Below are 14,217 nucleotides of genomic sequence, written 5' to 3'. Positions count from 1 at the left end.
TATTCGAAGATGCGCGTTGCGTTTTCTATAAAGCCGACCGACGCGCGGCGGAGCAAAAAATTCTACGTTTGTAAAGCATTTAACTTTAATTGTTCCGACAAAGCATCGGTGATAAAAAAGAATTGAAACTTGAACAATCTCTGAATCGAAGCGAAAGGAAATAAAACCTTATCTTTTTCGTAATTTTCCCCTGTAGAAGGGATTGCTAAGGACCAAAGCGCTTGGAAACAGGATTTGAAGCCGAATATAGGGCTCATCCGGAGGGAACTTGTAGTTTCCTTTTTTTACGTCGAGAATTTCGTTTAAAATTTTACCCTGTTTCCCGATAAACTCGACTCGGATCGCTTGTTCTCCGAATTCAAAAAAGATTTCCCCCTGTGAAGTGAGGCCGATTTCGATCAATTTCGGGTCCTCGAGAATTCGATCGTGTTTTCTTACGCATACATAGTTTCCCGACTTCAGAGACTTTAGAATATCATTGGATTCTAATCTATTTGCGTTTAAAAGAACGTAACGCATCAGCGATTGTCCTTCGGGTTTGTAGAGAAGCGCGACTAAATCTCGCATCGTAAAACGGTCTGGTTTTCGTACGGTTTCGTATTCGTCGCGGGGAAGATAATGCAGATCGTCCGAAGCCATACAATGCGGAAATCTCTCTTCGCTTAATATTTCGTCCCACATCGAAATTTCGTCGCCGAACGGACTGAGAACTTCGATGGAGTCGTAGTCTCTGAGACCTAAAAGCATACTTTGAGAAAAACTGTGATTCAGTTTGGGATGATTGATCGTTACGAAAGCGCCTTGTTCGTGAAAGCGATCGATCGCCCATTGTATGTTGGAAACGTCCGCATACAAAGGAAACGGATCGAACTCGGGTCTTTTTCCTCCGAGAACGAGAATATGCCTTTTTCTAAGATTGGTTCCCCATTCGAAGCCGGGGATCGTGGAAAGATTCTTATCTTGAGGAAGAGTGATTCTTTCGTAATCGCTAAAGGAAAGAATTCGGTATCCGTTTTTTGAATATACCTTTTCGATTTCTTCCGTGCTGTTTCTGCCCGGAGTATACCAAACCTCGTTTGTATGATTGTGAAACGAGGATTTGATCCATTTTAAATTTGTCTTATGTCGATACGGGTTTTCGATTTCTTTGTCGCTTATGTTTCGATCGGGAACGGAGGGCGGGGAGCGAAATACAAAACTCGTATAGAGATTAAAAAGAATAAGAGCGCTCAGGAGAAAGATGCAAAGGAATAGGAGGCGCATTTTCGCTTTTTTCATTGTCGCATTAAAAAATAGGCATCATTCGAACGAAAAGTCTAAAACGAATTTGATTTGTTTAGTTTTGATTACAACGGATTCATAAAATGTAATATGGAGATTCGTAAAATTCCATTGATCGAAAACCGATCCATTCTTCCGATAGTTGCGAAATACAATTTCGATTGCGATCGAATTTAAAAACATGTGGAAAGTTCATGGATTCAAATCAAAAGATTACGGTTTTATTACCCGCTTATAACGAAGAATTGACGATTGCCGATACGATTCTTTCCTTTTTCAAGGAACTGCCTAAAGCCGAGTTTATCGTCATAGATAATAACTCCAAGGATCGCACGAACGAAATCGCGAAAGCGACCCTGAAAAAACATAAGATCAAGGGCAAGGTCGTTTCCGAATTCAAACAAGGAAAGGCGAACGCGGTTCGAAAAGGTTTCGCTTCTTCTTACGCCGATTGTTACGTAATGGTCGACGCGGATATGACTTATCCCGCCGAAGAAGTTCATAAATTGATCGAGGCGAGAGAGGACGGCGACTACGATATGGTGGTGGGAGATCGTCTCAGCGGCGGGAGTTACAAAAAGGAAAACAAAAGGATGTTTCATTCCTTCGGAAATAACTTGGTGATTCGTCTGATTAATTTTCTTTTTGCGGTGAAAATCAGGGACGCTATGAGCGGCTATCGGATTTTTTCGAATCGTTTCGTTCGTCATTATCCGATTCTCTCCAAAGGTTTCGAGTTGGAGATAGAGATGACCTTGCACGTTTTGGATAAACGTCTTTCCTACTTGGAAGTTCCGGTTCGTTATTTGGATCGTCCCAAGGGAAGTTCTTCCAAGTTGAATACGATTCGAGACGGTTATTCGGTGGTTAAGAATATTCTATGGATATTCAAAGATTATAAACCGATGCACTTTTTCGGTTTTATAGCCGGAGCCGCGTTTCTTGCGTCCTTATGCGTCGGTTTTCCCGCGATCTTAGATTACATCCGATACCGTTACGTTTATCACGTCCCTTTGGCGATTCTTGCGACCGGGTTGATGATTGGTTCTATGATTCATTTTTCGATCGGTCTTATTCTTCATACCGTTTCCAAAATTCAAAGATTCAACTTCGAACTTGAGATCATTAAGTGGAAAGGATAAGGGAAGAATTTGCGCGCGTTACTCTCTCTAAAATTTCTTTCTTTCCGCTCGGATTAAAAAGAGATCTCCTTCGTTTGAGATCGGAGTAAACGTCAACTTCGGATAAAGAAAATTCAATTCCATCAAACTGTTTCGATTGGCCACCAGGAATAATCTTTGATCGTCCGGTTCCGTAAGAAGCCTTTCTTCGTCCCTGAATTTATAACTTCCGACGATATGAATTTTGTTTTCGCGATAGAACATCGGATAGAATGAAAGATATTTATAAAATACTAATTTACCTTTTTCGGCTTCGGCGATATCCGAGAATTTTAGAATTCTTCCCTGTAGAACGTCCATCACCTTCGGCGCCAAAGTAAAGGATAAAGTCGATATCCAAGTCAACATCCCGATCCAAAGAATAGAAAAGAAACCGATATATTTCTCGTCTTTGTGGACCGAACGTACGAGAAGATAGATCGACGCTAAGACGGAGCCCGCGATCAAAATTCCGGGCAAATAATCGAGAATGGAAATTTGGAAATCGAACCCGTCCCCGATGTTCGATCTGAAGTCGGAAGAGCCGATCGCGAGTTGTGCGATCCAGGGTAATAATAGAAAAAAGAACGCTATTATCGCTCCATAACCGGAAACCCACCCAAGGAGTCGACTTCGCTTATCATTTTGAATCGCGTACGCCGCAAAGAAAGAGAGTGGAAAATAAATCGAAGACGAGTAATGCGGAAGTTTTGTCTGAACGATCGAGAAGATAATCAAAACGATACCGGCCCACGCGAATAGGATCTTCGCAAACGTGTTCGTGTTGCCGTTTTCGAATACCGAAGTCCGCGGCTTGAGCGCGTATCCGAATAACAAAGGTGTCCAAGGAAAAAAACCGATCAAGACTACGAGCACATGATAAAACCAAGGTCCCGTATGCGATTCTAAAGATTTGGTTAAGAGTTTTTTCTGAAATTCGACAAAACCCGCGATAAAACCTTCTCCGTGCCTCCAATAATCGGTTAGATAATAAGAGGATACAACTCCCAAAGTCAGGATCATACACAACAAAAGATGTATGTACGAAAATCGGAATCGTTTTTCCGCGGTTCGAACCGCCGCAAAGGAGAACGCTGGAATCGCGATTCCAAGCGGTCCTTTGGTGAGCGTTCCGATTCCCATGCCGAACGAAGCGAGAATCAACCACTTCAAAGCGACGGAATTATTTTTTTCTTTTTGTTCCAAGTCGTATAAGAATAAACAAAGAACGGAACATAAAAGAAACGTGTTGAATAGATGATCGATGTAAGCGGTTCTCGAAAGCAATAGGGGCAATAAGGAAGACGAGTAAATCAGGGCCCAGAGTAGGCCGAATTTTTCCGAGACCAAACGTTTACCGAAAAAATAAAGAACGCTGAACGAAAACAATCCAGAAAGAACCGAAGGAAGCCGGGTTGCAAATTCTCCGATTCCGAAAATCGAATAGAAAAAACTCGCAAGCCAAAAATAAAACGGGGGTTTTTCGGTGAACAGCTGTCCGTTTACGGAAATCCGGAGATAATCTCCCGATGTAAACATACTTTTGGATGCGGAGCCGTAGATGTTTTCGTCCCAGTCTATCAGCGGAAACGAGCCAAGTCCTATGCACAATAATACGAAATACGTTAATAAGAAGAGCCAAAAGATTCTATTTTCGATTTTCATAAAAGTGATTTCAAAATTTTGAATATTCTTTTACGACTCTATGAACAAAATATTACAATCGAAGAACAATTGGATAAGAAGAAAAACTTTTAGAAAAGGTCAGACCTTATCCGAACTTTTCGACACCGCAAGATTGTATGTAAAAACGGTTCTCGGATGAATCGGTTTTCCCGATATGATCAGATCCTCCATCGTGTTTTTCGCTTTGCAAAGAACGCCGAGATAAATATTTTTCCGAGCCTGTTCTCTCCAATCGGGATAAAGCGGATTCTTTTCCGCATATTCCGATCCTAAAAAGTCGGCCGCGTATAAGATGAGATCCAAGGGGCCGGGCGTTTCCGCTCCGAGCGTATGATTTCGAACGGCGGACAATACGTTTTCATGTTCCAGTTTATATTCGGATTTGAGATAGATCGCGGCCGAATACGCGTGCCAAGCCGCCGAAGGAAGTTTTTCCAGATCGTGTTGACCCGATTCTTTGAATAACGTTAAGTGAAATTCCGGCGTCTTCTGTTTCGTAATGTCGTGAACGATTCCCGCGAGATACGCGAGTTCCGCCTCGTCTTTGGAATGAATGAGCGCGAGTTCTTTGGCGATTTCTGCGACTCGCAGAGAATGTTCCCAACGGGTGATCGTAATCTCATTCGGGACGATCTTTTTGAATTCCCGGGTTCTTGTTTCCAGTTCGTGAGGCGTCATGATTTTCCTATTCCATCTAACTTTCGAAAAGGTTCGACGATGTCGAGAACGTTTCGAAAGAATTCAATTCTTCCGAGTTTGAAGAAAGTTTTGTATTCTTTGCGAAACATTCTCCCGAATGTCCCTATAAAAAATTCCGTAATCGAGAACGTGATAGTTTTGTCCGATCCATCTTGAGAAACCGGGCGCCTGCGGTTCCGAAATTCGAAGCGCCCCGGACACACACTGCGCGCTGCATAACTTCGGATAGATCGTTTTGAACTTTCCGTTAACCCCGCCTAAGTGTTGTTCGGCGCTTGCCACAAGTTCGTCGTCTTTCCAGCTGATCGGATTTACGCACACTACCGGTCCGGCGGGATCGTGCGCCATTTTCGGTATCTCCGCTTTTTCGCCGAAGGTTCTCCAGCTGATCACGCAACCCGTTTGTGTAGACGATTTACAAACCGGAATCGTCTTGTAGAAGTTTATAGGAACGGCGCCTCCGATCAGATACGCGGCGATCATCTTTTCGGAAAGGGGAGAATCGTCGATTCTATCCTTCAATAATCGGATCGCGTGGTGCGTTCCCTGGCTATGAGAAGCGATGATGAAGGGTCTGCCTCCGTTCCATTGTTTCATATAATGATCGAAAGACTTAAGTATATCTTGATATGCTAAATCTAAGGAAAGTTTTCCGTTCGATTTATCCAAAAAAGAATAAAGAGTGGCCTGTCTATAACGAGGAGCGTAGATTTTGGCGCAACAGTTGAAGACGCTCGCTTGTTGTTTGATGGTTCCGTCGTCCGTTCTAAGATTGACCTTTTCGTTTAAGAGTTCCGCGTTCCATTCTCTCCCGTAAAAAGTGGTGGGATGAATGAAGAATACGTCGACCAAAGCCTTATCCTGTTCGTCTTTCAGATTCGATTCCAGAGGAACTTGATCGGCGTCGTCCTTTTTTTGAGGAAGCGCGGCCCAGGAATTTAGATCTGAATAATTCGGTTCTTGAGGTGGTTTGTGTTCTTCGAAATTTCCAGAAGGGCGGATCAGCCAGAGACAGGAAACGTAAAACGGCAAACATAGGATCGAAATAAGGAGAATTCTTAGACGCATGAATCGTAAGTCCTTTCGGTTTCGCTCGATGAAAAACCAAGATGTTCGAGATTCTTTCTTTAGTATCCCTGTTCGATGTAAAATGTCAATGAGCTTTGTTTCGGATCGGCTTTTTCGTTTCGATGGTTGACAGAGATCCTTTCGATTTTAAGATCGCCTTATGAAAATCACAGAAGACGTTTTTAAAAACGCGCTTTCGCACTTCCCTTCGGGCGTTACGGTCATTACGTATTCTCATCTCGGAAAAAATAGCGGCCTAACCGTAAGTAGTTTTAGTTCTCTTTCTCTCAATCCTCCTTTGGTTCTTTTTTGTCTTCAAAAGAACATAACGAGTCACGATCCGATTCGCAGTTCCGGAAAATTCGTAGTGAACATTTTGGCGCAGGGACAGGATTCTCTTTCGAATCAATTCGCTTCGGGCAAAACGGACAAACACGTTTTGATCGAGGAACTCGGTTGCAAAACGGGAGAACTGGATGTTCCGATTTTGCCGGGAACTCTTTCGCATATCGAATGCGAAGTGGATCAGTTCGTGGACGGGGGGGATCACTCGATCGTGATCGGAAGAGTGGTTTCGGCCGGTGCGGAAGACAGCCTGAGGCCGTTGTTGTATTATAGAAGAGGTTATTACTCGATCTAAAAAGATTCGAAAAGTTTTAAAATCCGTTAAAACGACATGGATCTTGGGCGTTCACGTCGGAGAAAAAGAATATCAGAATATTTTAATATTCTTTCCCGCTTTTTAGGATAGCGGATTTTTTCGAAGGAATCCGCGATCGTTGGGATTTTTATCCATTCTTATGAATCAATTTTTATAAATCGGTTCCCAAAAGAGAATTCGCTCGTCTTCGAGTTTCGAAGTTTCCCTTTTGATTCGATTTTTTTTGGCGCGATGCAATTGGAATCACGTATGTAAAAGTAGAACTTATTTCCGGCAAAGGAAACTCGTCGGAAGATCATGGGGTCCATACATCAGAATGCGTGCCGCGTTAGGAATATTCCTTTTTGTCGTTATTGTTTGTTGCAGTCGGATCTCTTCGGCTCAGGATCAAATTTCAAATTTTTTACAACCGATTTTGAATTCTTATTCCGCATCTCCCACCCGATCGGATTCAAAAGAAATCTGCGATTTGTCGCCCCTTGAAATTTCAGACGGCGGATGGATGGTAAACTCCGAGCGAACGGAGGTCCGACCTGTGCTTCTGGATTTTCTCTGGAAACATTGCGGGGATCGGTTCTATTCTCCGTAAGAACCGAAAGTGTAGGAACTCCTTCGTATTCTTTCAGGCCCGCTCGCGTCCAAGCGCGGGAACTCTTCGCATTCGTTCCGGACCCAGGTCGGAACTCCGCACACCCGAATTTTACGGGAATATTTGATTTTCAGAGCGCGACTTGCAAAAAATACTGACAATCGATGGAAAAAGAAGCCGTCTCCCTACAAGACGCCCTGGAACACGGGCTTACCTCAGAAGAATTTCAGAAGATCCAGGAAATCCTTGGCAGAATCCCGAACTCGACCGAACTCGGAATTTTTTCCGCGATGTGGTCGGAACATTGTTCTTATAAAAACTCGATTCTAAAATTAAAAACTCTTCCGACATCCTCGGATAAGCTGCTTGCAAAAGCGGGCGAAGAGAACGCGGGCGCGATGGACATCGGCGACGGTCTTGCGGTCGTGTTTAAAATCGAAAGTCACAATCACCCGACGGCGGTGGAACCGTATCAGGGAGCGGCCACCGGTGTCGGTGGAATTATGAGAGATATCTTTACGATGGGCGCGCGTCCGATCGTTTCTCTCAATTCTCTACGATTCGGAAATCCCGACGAACCCAGAAATAAATATCTTCTTTCCAGAGCCGTAAAAGGAATCGGCGACTACGGAAATTCTCTCGGAATCGCGGTCTCGGGCGGAGAACTTTTTATCGACGAATGTTTTTCCAAGAACCCTCTTGTGAACGCGATGACCGTCGGAATCGTTCGTCACGATCAGATGGCGAGCGCGACGACCGGCGGACAAATCGGAAACGCGGTTTATATCGTCGGAGCTACGACCGGAAGAGACGGGATTCACGGAGCTTCTTTCGCATCGAAAGATCTTTCCAAAGAATCGGAATCGAAACGTTCCGCGGTGCAAGTCGGCGATCCGTTTATGGAGAAGCTCTTGATGGAAGCGAGCCTGGAAGCGATTCAAAAAGGACTTTTGATCGGAATCCAGGACATGGGCGCGGCGGGAATTTCCTGCGCGACTTCCGAGATGAGTGCGAAGGGAAAGACCGGGATGAGAATCGATCTGGATCTCGTGCCTTTTCGTGAAACCGGAATGAACGCTTACGAAGCGATGCTTTCCGAATCGCAGGAAAGAATGCTCGTGGTTCCCAAGAAGGGAAAGGAAGACGAGCTCGTTGCTATATTCGAAAAATGGAATTTAAACGCCGTCAAGATCGGAGAAGTCACCGCGGATGGGATGATCGAAATTCACATGGGCGGAAAGTTGAAGGCGAAGATCCCCGCCGAATCACTCGTGTTAGGCGGAGGAGCTCCTCGATACGAACGGGAAACCAAACGTCCTTCCTATTTGGATGCGGTGAAAACCTGGAAACCGGATTCGATCCCGGACGTGACTTCGGGCGCAAATTCTAAAGACGTGCTCCTCAAAATTCTTTCCTCTTGGAACGTATGTTCGAGAAGACCGATCACGGAACAATACGACAGCGAAGTCGGTTTAGTAAAACTCATCGGACCCGGACTCGACGGCGGATTGTCCTCGATTCCAGATACGAACAAGGCTCTTGCGACCGCCTCCGATTGTAATTCGAGATATACGTATCTCGATCCTTACAAAGGCGCGGAGTTCGCGGTATGCGAAGCGGCAAGAAACGTTTACGTTACGGGAGCCGCTCCTTACGGAGTGACAAACAATCTTAATTTCGCAAATCCTTATATTCCGGAAAACTACTATATGTTTTCCGAATGTATTCGCGGGATGGGGGACGCTTGCCGATTTCTCGAACTTCCCGTAACCGGCGGAAACGTCTCTTTCTATAACGAATCGCCCGAAGGTCCGATCTTCCCGACTCCGACGATCGGAATGGTGGGAATTCTTCAGGATAAAACGAAACTTCTTTCCAACTTTCCGAAGTCGGCGGGAATCGAACTCGTCGTTCTCGGAAACTTTCGTCCTTCCCTCGGAGGAAGCGAATACTTGAAGAAGATTCACGGACAAGTAAACGGAAACATCCCGGAACTCGACATCAAAGAAGAATTAGAACTTTGTAAACTGATTCTTTCCTTAAACGAAAAAGGAATCTTGAAGTCCGCAAGAGATCTTTCTCTCGGAGGAATTTCGATCGCTCTTTCCAAAACCGTTCTTTTCAGCGGACTCGGGATCGAAGCCGATCTTTCTTCCCTCAAACAGGATCGTCTCGATCTTACCTTGTTCGGAGAATCTTCGACCGCGGTTCTCGTCGGAATCGACTCGGCTTCGAAAGAAGAGGTTCGCAAACAAGCGGAAGCAAAAGGACTGAAATATTATCCGATCGGAAAAACCACTTCTTCCGGTTCTTTGGAAATCAAGGACGCGGCTTTGAAAGTATCTTTGGCCGAATTGAACGAACCGTATGAAAAAGGTTTAGAACAAGTTTTCGCGTTATAAAGAGGAAAAGAAGAATGAATTCTCCCTTGTTAAAAAAACTCGTTACCATACTCGCTCTTCTTGTATCTTCGATCCTTTGGATCGATTGCAAAAAGAATGCGGGAGAAGTTTTGGAAGAGGCGAAGGCGAAGCCGGAATCGGTTCAAAACTTGGACTTGGGAATGCAGAAGTTGACCGCGGTCCCCGAAGGAGTTTGCGCTTTTCCGAACTTAACCCAACTCGATCTGCGTTTAAACAGTCTGACCGTTCTCCCCGATTCGATTGGAGAATGTAAGAATCTGGAACAGCTCAATCTTTTCGGAAACGATCTGACATCGATTCCATCGTCTTTTTCTAAATTAAAGAATTTGAAAGTGCTGCTCGCGGGTAGCAACGATCTGACCGTTCTTCCTTCGGAACTTTTGTTTTTGCCTTCGATCAAAACCTTGTATCTGGATCAGAACAAACTCGTTCTGAACGAAACGGACGTGGAAATTCTAGCGTCCCTTTCCGGTTTGGAGGAATTGGATCTGAATCTTAACTCCGGAATCAAGGCACTGCCTTCCAATTACGAGAAATTGAAAAGTTTAACTCGTTTAAAAAGATTGAATATTAAAAAAACGTCATTGAAGGGAGAGGACGCGGATAAACTGCAGGCGATCCTCCCGAACACAAAAATCGACTATTGATACGACTATGAGCGAAACCCAAAAAGAAAATCCGTATTCCTCCACAGTCCTTTTGCCAAAAACGGACTTCCCGATGAAAGCCGATCTCGCAAAAAGAGAACCGGCTCAGATCCAAGCTTGGAAATCGGGCCAGATCTTTCGAAAGATGAAAGAACAAAGAAAGGGAAAAAAAGAATTCGTTCTACACGACGGTCCTCCGTATGCGAACGGAAATTTTCACTTGGGCCATTCTCTCAATAAAATTCTCAAGGACACGATCGTTAAATCGAAGTCGCTCGCCGGATATTATGCCGACATGATTCCGGGTTGGGATTGTCACGGACTTCCGATCGAGGTTCAGGTTTTAAAAAATCTCGGAAAAAAAGCGCGCGAGACGGGACCCGAAGAACTCAGACAACTCTGTAGAAATTACGCGGAAGAATTCGTGGGAAAACAAAGCGAGGACTTAAGCCGCTTTCTTTGTTTTTGGGAAGAGGGAAGAATTTATAAAACCATGTCCCCCGATTTCGAAGCGAGAATCGTGGAAGTGTTCGGAGATCTTTTTCAAAAGGGTTATGTATATCGCGGTAAAAAACCCGTGTATTGGTCGATCGACTTGGCGACGGCACACGCGGAAGCTGAGATCGAATACTATCCTCACGTTTCTCCTTCGATTTACGTAAAGTTTCCCGTCATCGGGGCGCCGAATCGTTTTTGTCTGATTTGGACGACCACTCCTTGGACTCTTCCGGCGAACCTCGCGATTTGCTTTAACAAAAAAATCGAATATTCGATTTTTAAAACGGAAGCCGGCGACGAACTCATTCTCGCGGACGGACTCGCGGAAAGCGTGACTAACGCGACCGGCGTGTCGCTTAACAAATTGAAATCCATTTCTTCGGACGAATTGGCCGCTCTGAAATTTCAACATCCGTTTATCGATCGAGTTTCCATTCCTTTGTTCGGCGATCATGTGACTCTCGACGCGGGAACCGGTTGTGTTCACACGGCGCCCGGTCACGGTCAGGACGACTACAAGGTCGGACTTGCGGCGGGGCTCGAGCCGTTTTCTCCCGTGGACGACTACGGAAGATATACGGACGAATTTCCTCTGATGCAGGGTAAAAAAGTTTTCGACGCGAACCCAGAAATCATTCAGCTCTTGAAGGACAAGGGAATGCTTTTACATCACAGCGAGTTCGAACATTCTTACCCGCATAGCTGGAGAAGTAAAAAACCTTTGATCTTCCGCGCGACGCCGCAGTGGTTTTTTAAAATGGACTTCAACGAACTTCGAGAAAAGTCCCTTGCCGCGATCGACGGAATTCAATGGATTCCTTCCTGGGGAATCACTCGCATTCGCTCCATGGTCGAGACAAGACCCGATTGGTGTTTGTCGCGTCAAAGAAACTGGGGAGTTCCGATTCCCGCGTTCACCTGCGAATCCTGCGGTGAAACTCATCTCGACGATTCTTCCATTCAATTTTTTACGAAGATGGTTCGCGAGAAAGGAATCGAAATCTGGTATTCCGAAAAAGCTTCGGATCTTCTTCCTCCCGGAACGAAATGCGGAAAATGCGGAAGCGATTCCTTCAAAAAAGGAAACGATATTCTGGACGTTTGGTTCGACTCGGGAGTTTCCAGCTTTGCGGTGTTAGACGAACGTAAGAACGAACCGCCCGCAGATCTTTATCTCGAAGGTTCGGATCAACACAGAGGTTGGTTTCAATCTTCCTTATGGCCTTCGATGGCTCTTCGCGGAATCGCTCCTTACAAAACGGTTCTGACTCACGGTTACGTTTTGGACGAAAAAGGACATCCTATGTCCAAGTCGCTCGGAAACGGAATCGATCCAACGACCGACGTCATTCACGTTTACGGCGCGGATATTCTCCGTTTGTGGGTGAGTTCCTTGGACTTCCGAGACGATATCAAGGTCGGAAAGGACGCTCATAAGATCGTTTCCGAACAATATCGAAAGATCCGAAACACGTTCCGTTATCTTCTCGGAAACTTGGACGGTCATACTCCGGATAAGAATCTTCCTTTCGAAGAACTCGAAGAGTTGGATCGATTCTATCTTTCCAAACTTTCGCAATTCGTAACGGATGCGATCGCGAGTTACGAAACGTATCAATTCCATCAGATTTATCAGAAGTTGATCTTATTCTGCACCGTTACTCTTTCCCAGGATTATTTCGATATGATTCGGGATAGAATGTACTGCGACGCGAGAGATTCCAAATCGAGAAGATCCTCCGCGACCGCGTTGCAACATATTCTGGAAACGTTATGTGTTCTTACGGCTCCGATCCTGAGTTTCACCGCCGAAGAGGTATGGGCTTCCAACGGTAAAAAAGAATCGGTGTTTCTGCAGACCTTTCCCGATTTGAAATCGTGGAAGAATACGGCCCTCGAAGAAAAATTCGAAGCCGCGTTGCAGGCGAGAGAAACCGTTCAAAAGGCTTTGGAGATCGCAAGACAGGACGGCAAACTCGGTAAGTCTCTCGAAGCGGGTTTGGAAATCGTTTCCAAAAACGGAAACAATCTCGGAAAACTTCTTCCTAAAGAAACCTTGGAACTTCTTTTCGTTGTATCTCAGGTTCACGAGAAAAATCCGGGAATGGAAATTCTTTCCTCGCACGAGAACGAAAAATTCTCCGTTCGGGTTTTAAAACCTTCTCAGGGAGAATGTCCCCGTTGTTGGAGACATACCGAAGACATCTCCAAGGACGGAGATCTTTGCGGACGTTGTAAGTCGGTCGTAGGTTAGGATCGGGAAGAATCGGTTTTCCGATTCCCGCGTTCGCGATCTTAAAATAAAAAAGGGAGAATCTCCGCTCCGCATCGTGCGCGTGAGTTTGGAAAATTCTCCCTTTTTTGTTAAGCGAACTCGCTGAAGTCGTTTAACAAAGATCAGCCGCCCGGGCGATCGTTTTCATCGGTGAGTTTGCGGATCTCGTTTCTTTTTCTCGGTTTAAACTTATACTGATCCAGTTGTTCCGGATTGTAGATCACCCATTTTCGATTCGGAATATTCCGAACCAATTGAAATTGAACCGTTCCATTATCGCTAATTTCCGTTCCGTCCGACACGTGAGTCAGGTTGATCGCCTTGATGTCCGTCCAAAGGGCGAAGTCGAGTCCGACGGCTTTGTCCACGATTTCTTTTTTGATCTTTCCGAAGACTACGTTGATCTTATCCTTTTCGCCCCAGATCAAGGTGGTAGTCAATTCCTCGGTGGAGATTACGGATTGGATGTCGTCGTATTTCGAAATCATGACGAGAAGTTTGTTTTCGGGAAGGGATTTGATTACGTAGGGAAGATCTCTTGCGATGATTTCCAATTCTCCGTCCGAAAAAACGTGATCGGTAAAAAAACCGAGAGAGGATTTTTTCACGTATTTCAGATTTCCCAATAGGTCCTTCCATTGTTCCGAGGTAAGTTGATTCGGATGTGTAAAAGGACCGGGCGCCACCAGTTCGTCGAACTGCTCCACTTTGGAAGGACTGATCTTAAAATAAGCGACTTCTTCGGAGTTGTAGAGCAGATTTCGGTTCTTCGTCCAGAAGAAGATACTTCTTTCTTGGACCCAAGAACACTGAACGAACAGAAGAATGAAAAACGGAGAAAAAAATTGGAAGGTTAGTTTCATTTGGAATTTTGATCCACAAACTCCTGAAAAATCGGATACTTGTTTAGAAACTCTTCATTCGTATAAAGGTTCACAATTTTGTCCAGTCCCGATAGTCGAAACACCGAGTTTAGGGATTTATTGAGGCCGAAAATGTTTACAGTTCCGTTTTTTTCGCGGATTTGATTTCTTACTTTGATGATGATGCCGATTCCCGAGGAGTCAATGAATTTGACCTTTCCCAGAAAAAAACTGATGATTTCCGGATTTCCGGTTTTAACCGATTCTTCGAATTCGTAATAAAAATCCCGCGAATTATCCATAAGAATATCTTCAAGAACGCTAAGAACGATGTGGTTCTCTCGTATCTCGCTGCGGATTATCATCA

The 14,217-nt window shown here is 44.8% G+C and carries 11 protein-coding genes; 5 read left to right on the top strand and 6 right to left on the bottom strand.

Annotated elements, in window-relative coordinates; all coding sequences use genetic code 11:
* Positions 1 to 168: 168 nt before the first annotated feature.
* Entirely contained in the window at positions 169 to 1,263 is a 1,095-nt protein-coding gene (locus LEP1GSC052_RS11905; protein WP_244265282.1) for a CehA/McbA family metallohydrolase domain-containing protein, read from the bottom strand.
* Between the two features lie 212 nt (positions 1,264 to 1,475).
* Between LEP1GSC052_RS11905 and LEP1GSC052_RS11900 the strand changes: the two genes are divergently transcribed.
* Positions 1,476 to 2,423, top strand: a complete 948-nt coding sequence (locus tag LEP1GSC052_RS11900) for a glycosyltransferase family 2 protein (protein ID WP_010574010.1) — start codon at positions 1,476 to 1,478, stop codon at positions 2,421 to 2,423.
* Between the two features lie 27 nt (positions 2,424 to 2,450).
* On the opposite strand, the gene LEP1GSC052_RS11895 is transcribed toward LEP1GSC052_RS11900, so the two are convergent.
* From LEP1GSC052_RS11895 to LEP1GSC052_RS11885, 3 genes are all read right to left on the bottom strand, one after another.
* Positions 2,451 to 4,106: an ArnT family glycosyltransferase gene (locus LEP1GSC052_RS11895; RefSeq protein WP_020986606.1), complete on the bottom strand. Its 1,656-nt coding sequence runs from the start codon at positions 4,104 to 4,106 to the stop codon at positions 2,451 to 2,453.
* A 99-nt stretch (positions 4,107 to 4,205) separates the two neighbouring features.
* Positions 4,206 to 4,805, bottom strand: a complete 600-nt coding sequence (gene yqeK / locus LEP1GSC052_RS11890) for a bis(5'-nucleosyl)-tetraphosphatase (symmetrical) YqeK (protein WP_010574011.1) — start codon at positions 4,803 to 4,805, stop codon at positions 4,206 to 4,208.
* Positions 4,806 to 4,868: 63 nt separating this feature from the next.
* Complete coding sequence (locus LEP1GSC052_RS11885) at positions 4,869 to 5,894, bottom strand: DUF3089 domain-containing protein (protein ID WP_010574012.1); 1,026 nt, start codon at positions 5,892 to 5,894, stop codon at positions 4,869 to 4,871.
* A gap of 160 nt (positions 5,895 to 6,054) precedes the next feature.
* Here LEP1GSC052_RS11885 and LEP1GSC052_RS11880 point away from each other — a divergent pair, with 160 nt between their 5' ends.
* The 4 genes from LEP1GSC052_RS11880 to ileS all read left to right on the top strand — a co-directional run bounded on the left by LEP1GSC052_RS11880 (position 6,055) and on the right by ileS (position 12,966).
* Complete coding sequence (locus tag LEP1GSC052_RS11880; protein WP_010574013.1) at positions 6,055 to 6,534, top strand: flavin reductase family protein; 480 nt, start codon at positions 6,055 to 6,057, stop codon at positions 6,532 to 6,534.
* A gap of 774 nt (positions 6,535 to 7,308) precedes the next feature.
* On the top strand, positions 7,309 to 9,546 hold the full coding sequence (gene purL, locus LEP1GSC052_RS11870) for a phosphoribosylformylglycinamidine synthase subunit PurL (protein WP_010574015.1): 2,238 nt from the start codon (positions 7,309 to 7,311) through the stop codon (positions 9,544 to 9,546).
* Positions 9,547 to 9,560: 14 nt separating this feature from the next.
* Entirely contained in the window at positions 9,561 to 10,214 is a 654-nt protein-coding gene (locus LEP1GSC052_RS11865; protein ID WP_010574016.1) for a leucine-rich repeat domain-containing protein, read from the top strand.
* Between the two features lie 7 nt (positions 10,215 to 10,221).
* Positions 10,222 to 12,966, top strand: a complete 2,745-nt coding sequence (gene ileS / locus LEP1GSC052_RS11860) for an isoleucine--tRNA ligase (RefSeq protein ID WP_020986405.1) — start codon at positions 10,222 to 10,224, stop codon at positions 12,964 to 12,966.
* Positions 12,967 to 13,109: 143 nt separating this feature from the next.
* Here ileS and LEP1GSC052_RS11855 read toward each other — a convergent pair whose 3' ends face one another.
* On the bottom strand, positions 13,110 to 13,850 hold the full coding sequence (locus LEP1GSC052_RS11855) for an LA_1326/LA_4305 family lipoprotein (protein WP_010574017.1): 741 nt from the start codon (positions 13,848 to 13,850) through the stop codon (positions 13,110 to 13,112).
* A complete protein-coding gene (locus tag LEP1GSC052_RS11850; protein WP_084492223.1) occupies positions 13,847 to 14,215 on the bottom strand; it encodes an STAS domain-containing protein in 369 nt (122 codons plus the stop codon). The genes LEP1GSC052_RS11855 and LEP1GSC052_RS11850 overlap by 4 nt, the downstream gene beginning before the upstream one ends.
* Positions 14,216 to 14,217 lie beyond the last annotated feature (2 nt).

This window comes from Leptospira kmetyi serovar Malaysia str. Bejo-Iso9 (assembly GCF_000243735.2).
Taxonomy (GTDB): domain Bacteria; phylum Spirochaetota; class Leptospiria; order Leptospirales; family Leptospiraceae; genus Leptospira; species Leptospira kmetyi.
The sequence above is the reverse complement of the archived record's forward strand: the minus strand, read 5'-3'. Positions and strand labels throughout refer to the sequence as shown.

Bases quoted from the DNA above. Each gene is read 5' to 3' on its own strand.
- LEP1GSC052_RS11900 (WP_010574010.1), top strand. From the start codon at position 1,476: ATGGATTCAAATCAAAAGATTACGGTTTTATTACCCGCTTATAACGAA.
- LEP1GSC052_RS11850 (WP_084492223.1), bottom strand. From the start codon at position 14,215: ATGATAATCCGCAGCGAGATACGAGAGAACCACATCGTTCTTAGCGTT.
- LEP1GSC052_RS11905 (WP_244265282.1), bottom strand. From the start codon at position 1,263: ATGCGCCTCCTATTCCTTTGCATCTTTCTCCTGAGCGCTCTTATTCTT.
- ileS (WP_020986405.1), top strand. From the start codon at position 10,222: ATGAGCGAAACCCAAAAAGAAAATCCGTATTCCTCCACAGTCCTTTTG.
- LEP1GSC052_RS11885 (WP_010574012.1), bottom strand. From the start codon at position 5,894: ATGCGTCTAAGAATTCTCCTTATTTCGATCCTATGTTTGCCGTTTTAC.
- yqeK (WP_010574011.1), bottom strand. From the start codon at position 4,805: ATGACGCCTCACGAACTGGAAACAAGAACCCGGGAATTCAAAAAGATC.
- LEP1GSC052_RS11855 (WP_010574017.1), bottom strand. From the start codon at position 13,850: ATGAAACTAACCTTCCAATTTTTTTCTCCGTTTTTCATTCTTCTGTTC.
- LEP1GSC052_RS11895 (WP_020986606.1), bottom strand. From the start codon at position 4,106: ATGAAAATCGAAAATAGAATCTTTTGGCTCTTCTTATTAACGTATTTC.
- LEP1GSC052_RS11865 (WP_010574016.1), top strand. From the start codon at position 9,561: ATGAATTCTCCCTTGTTAAAAAAACTCGTTACCATACTCGCTCTTCTT.
- purL (WP_010574015.1), top strand. From the start codon at position 7,309: ATGGAAAAAGAAGCCGTCTCCCTACAAGACGCCCTGGAACACGGGCTT.
- LEP1GSC052_RS11880 (WP_010574013.1), top strand. From the start codon at position 6,055: ATGAAAATCACAGAAGACGTTTTTAAAAACGCGCTTTCGCACTTCCCT.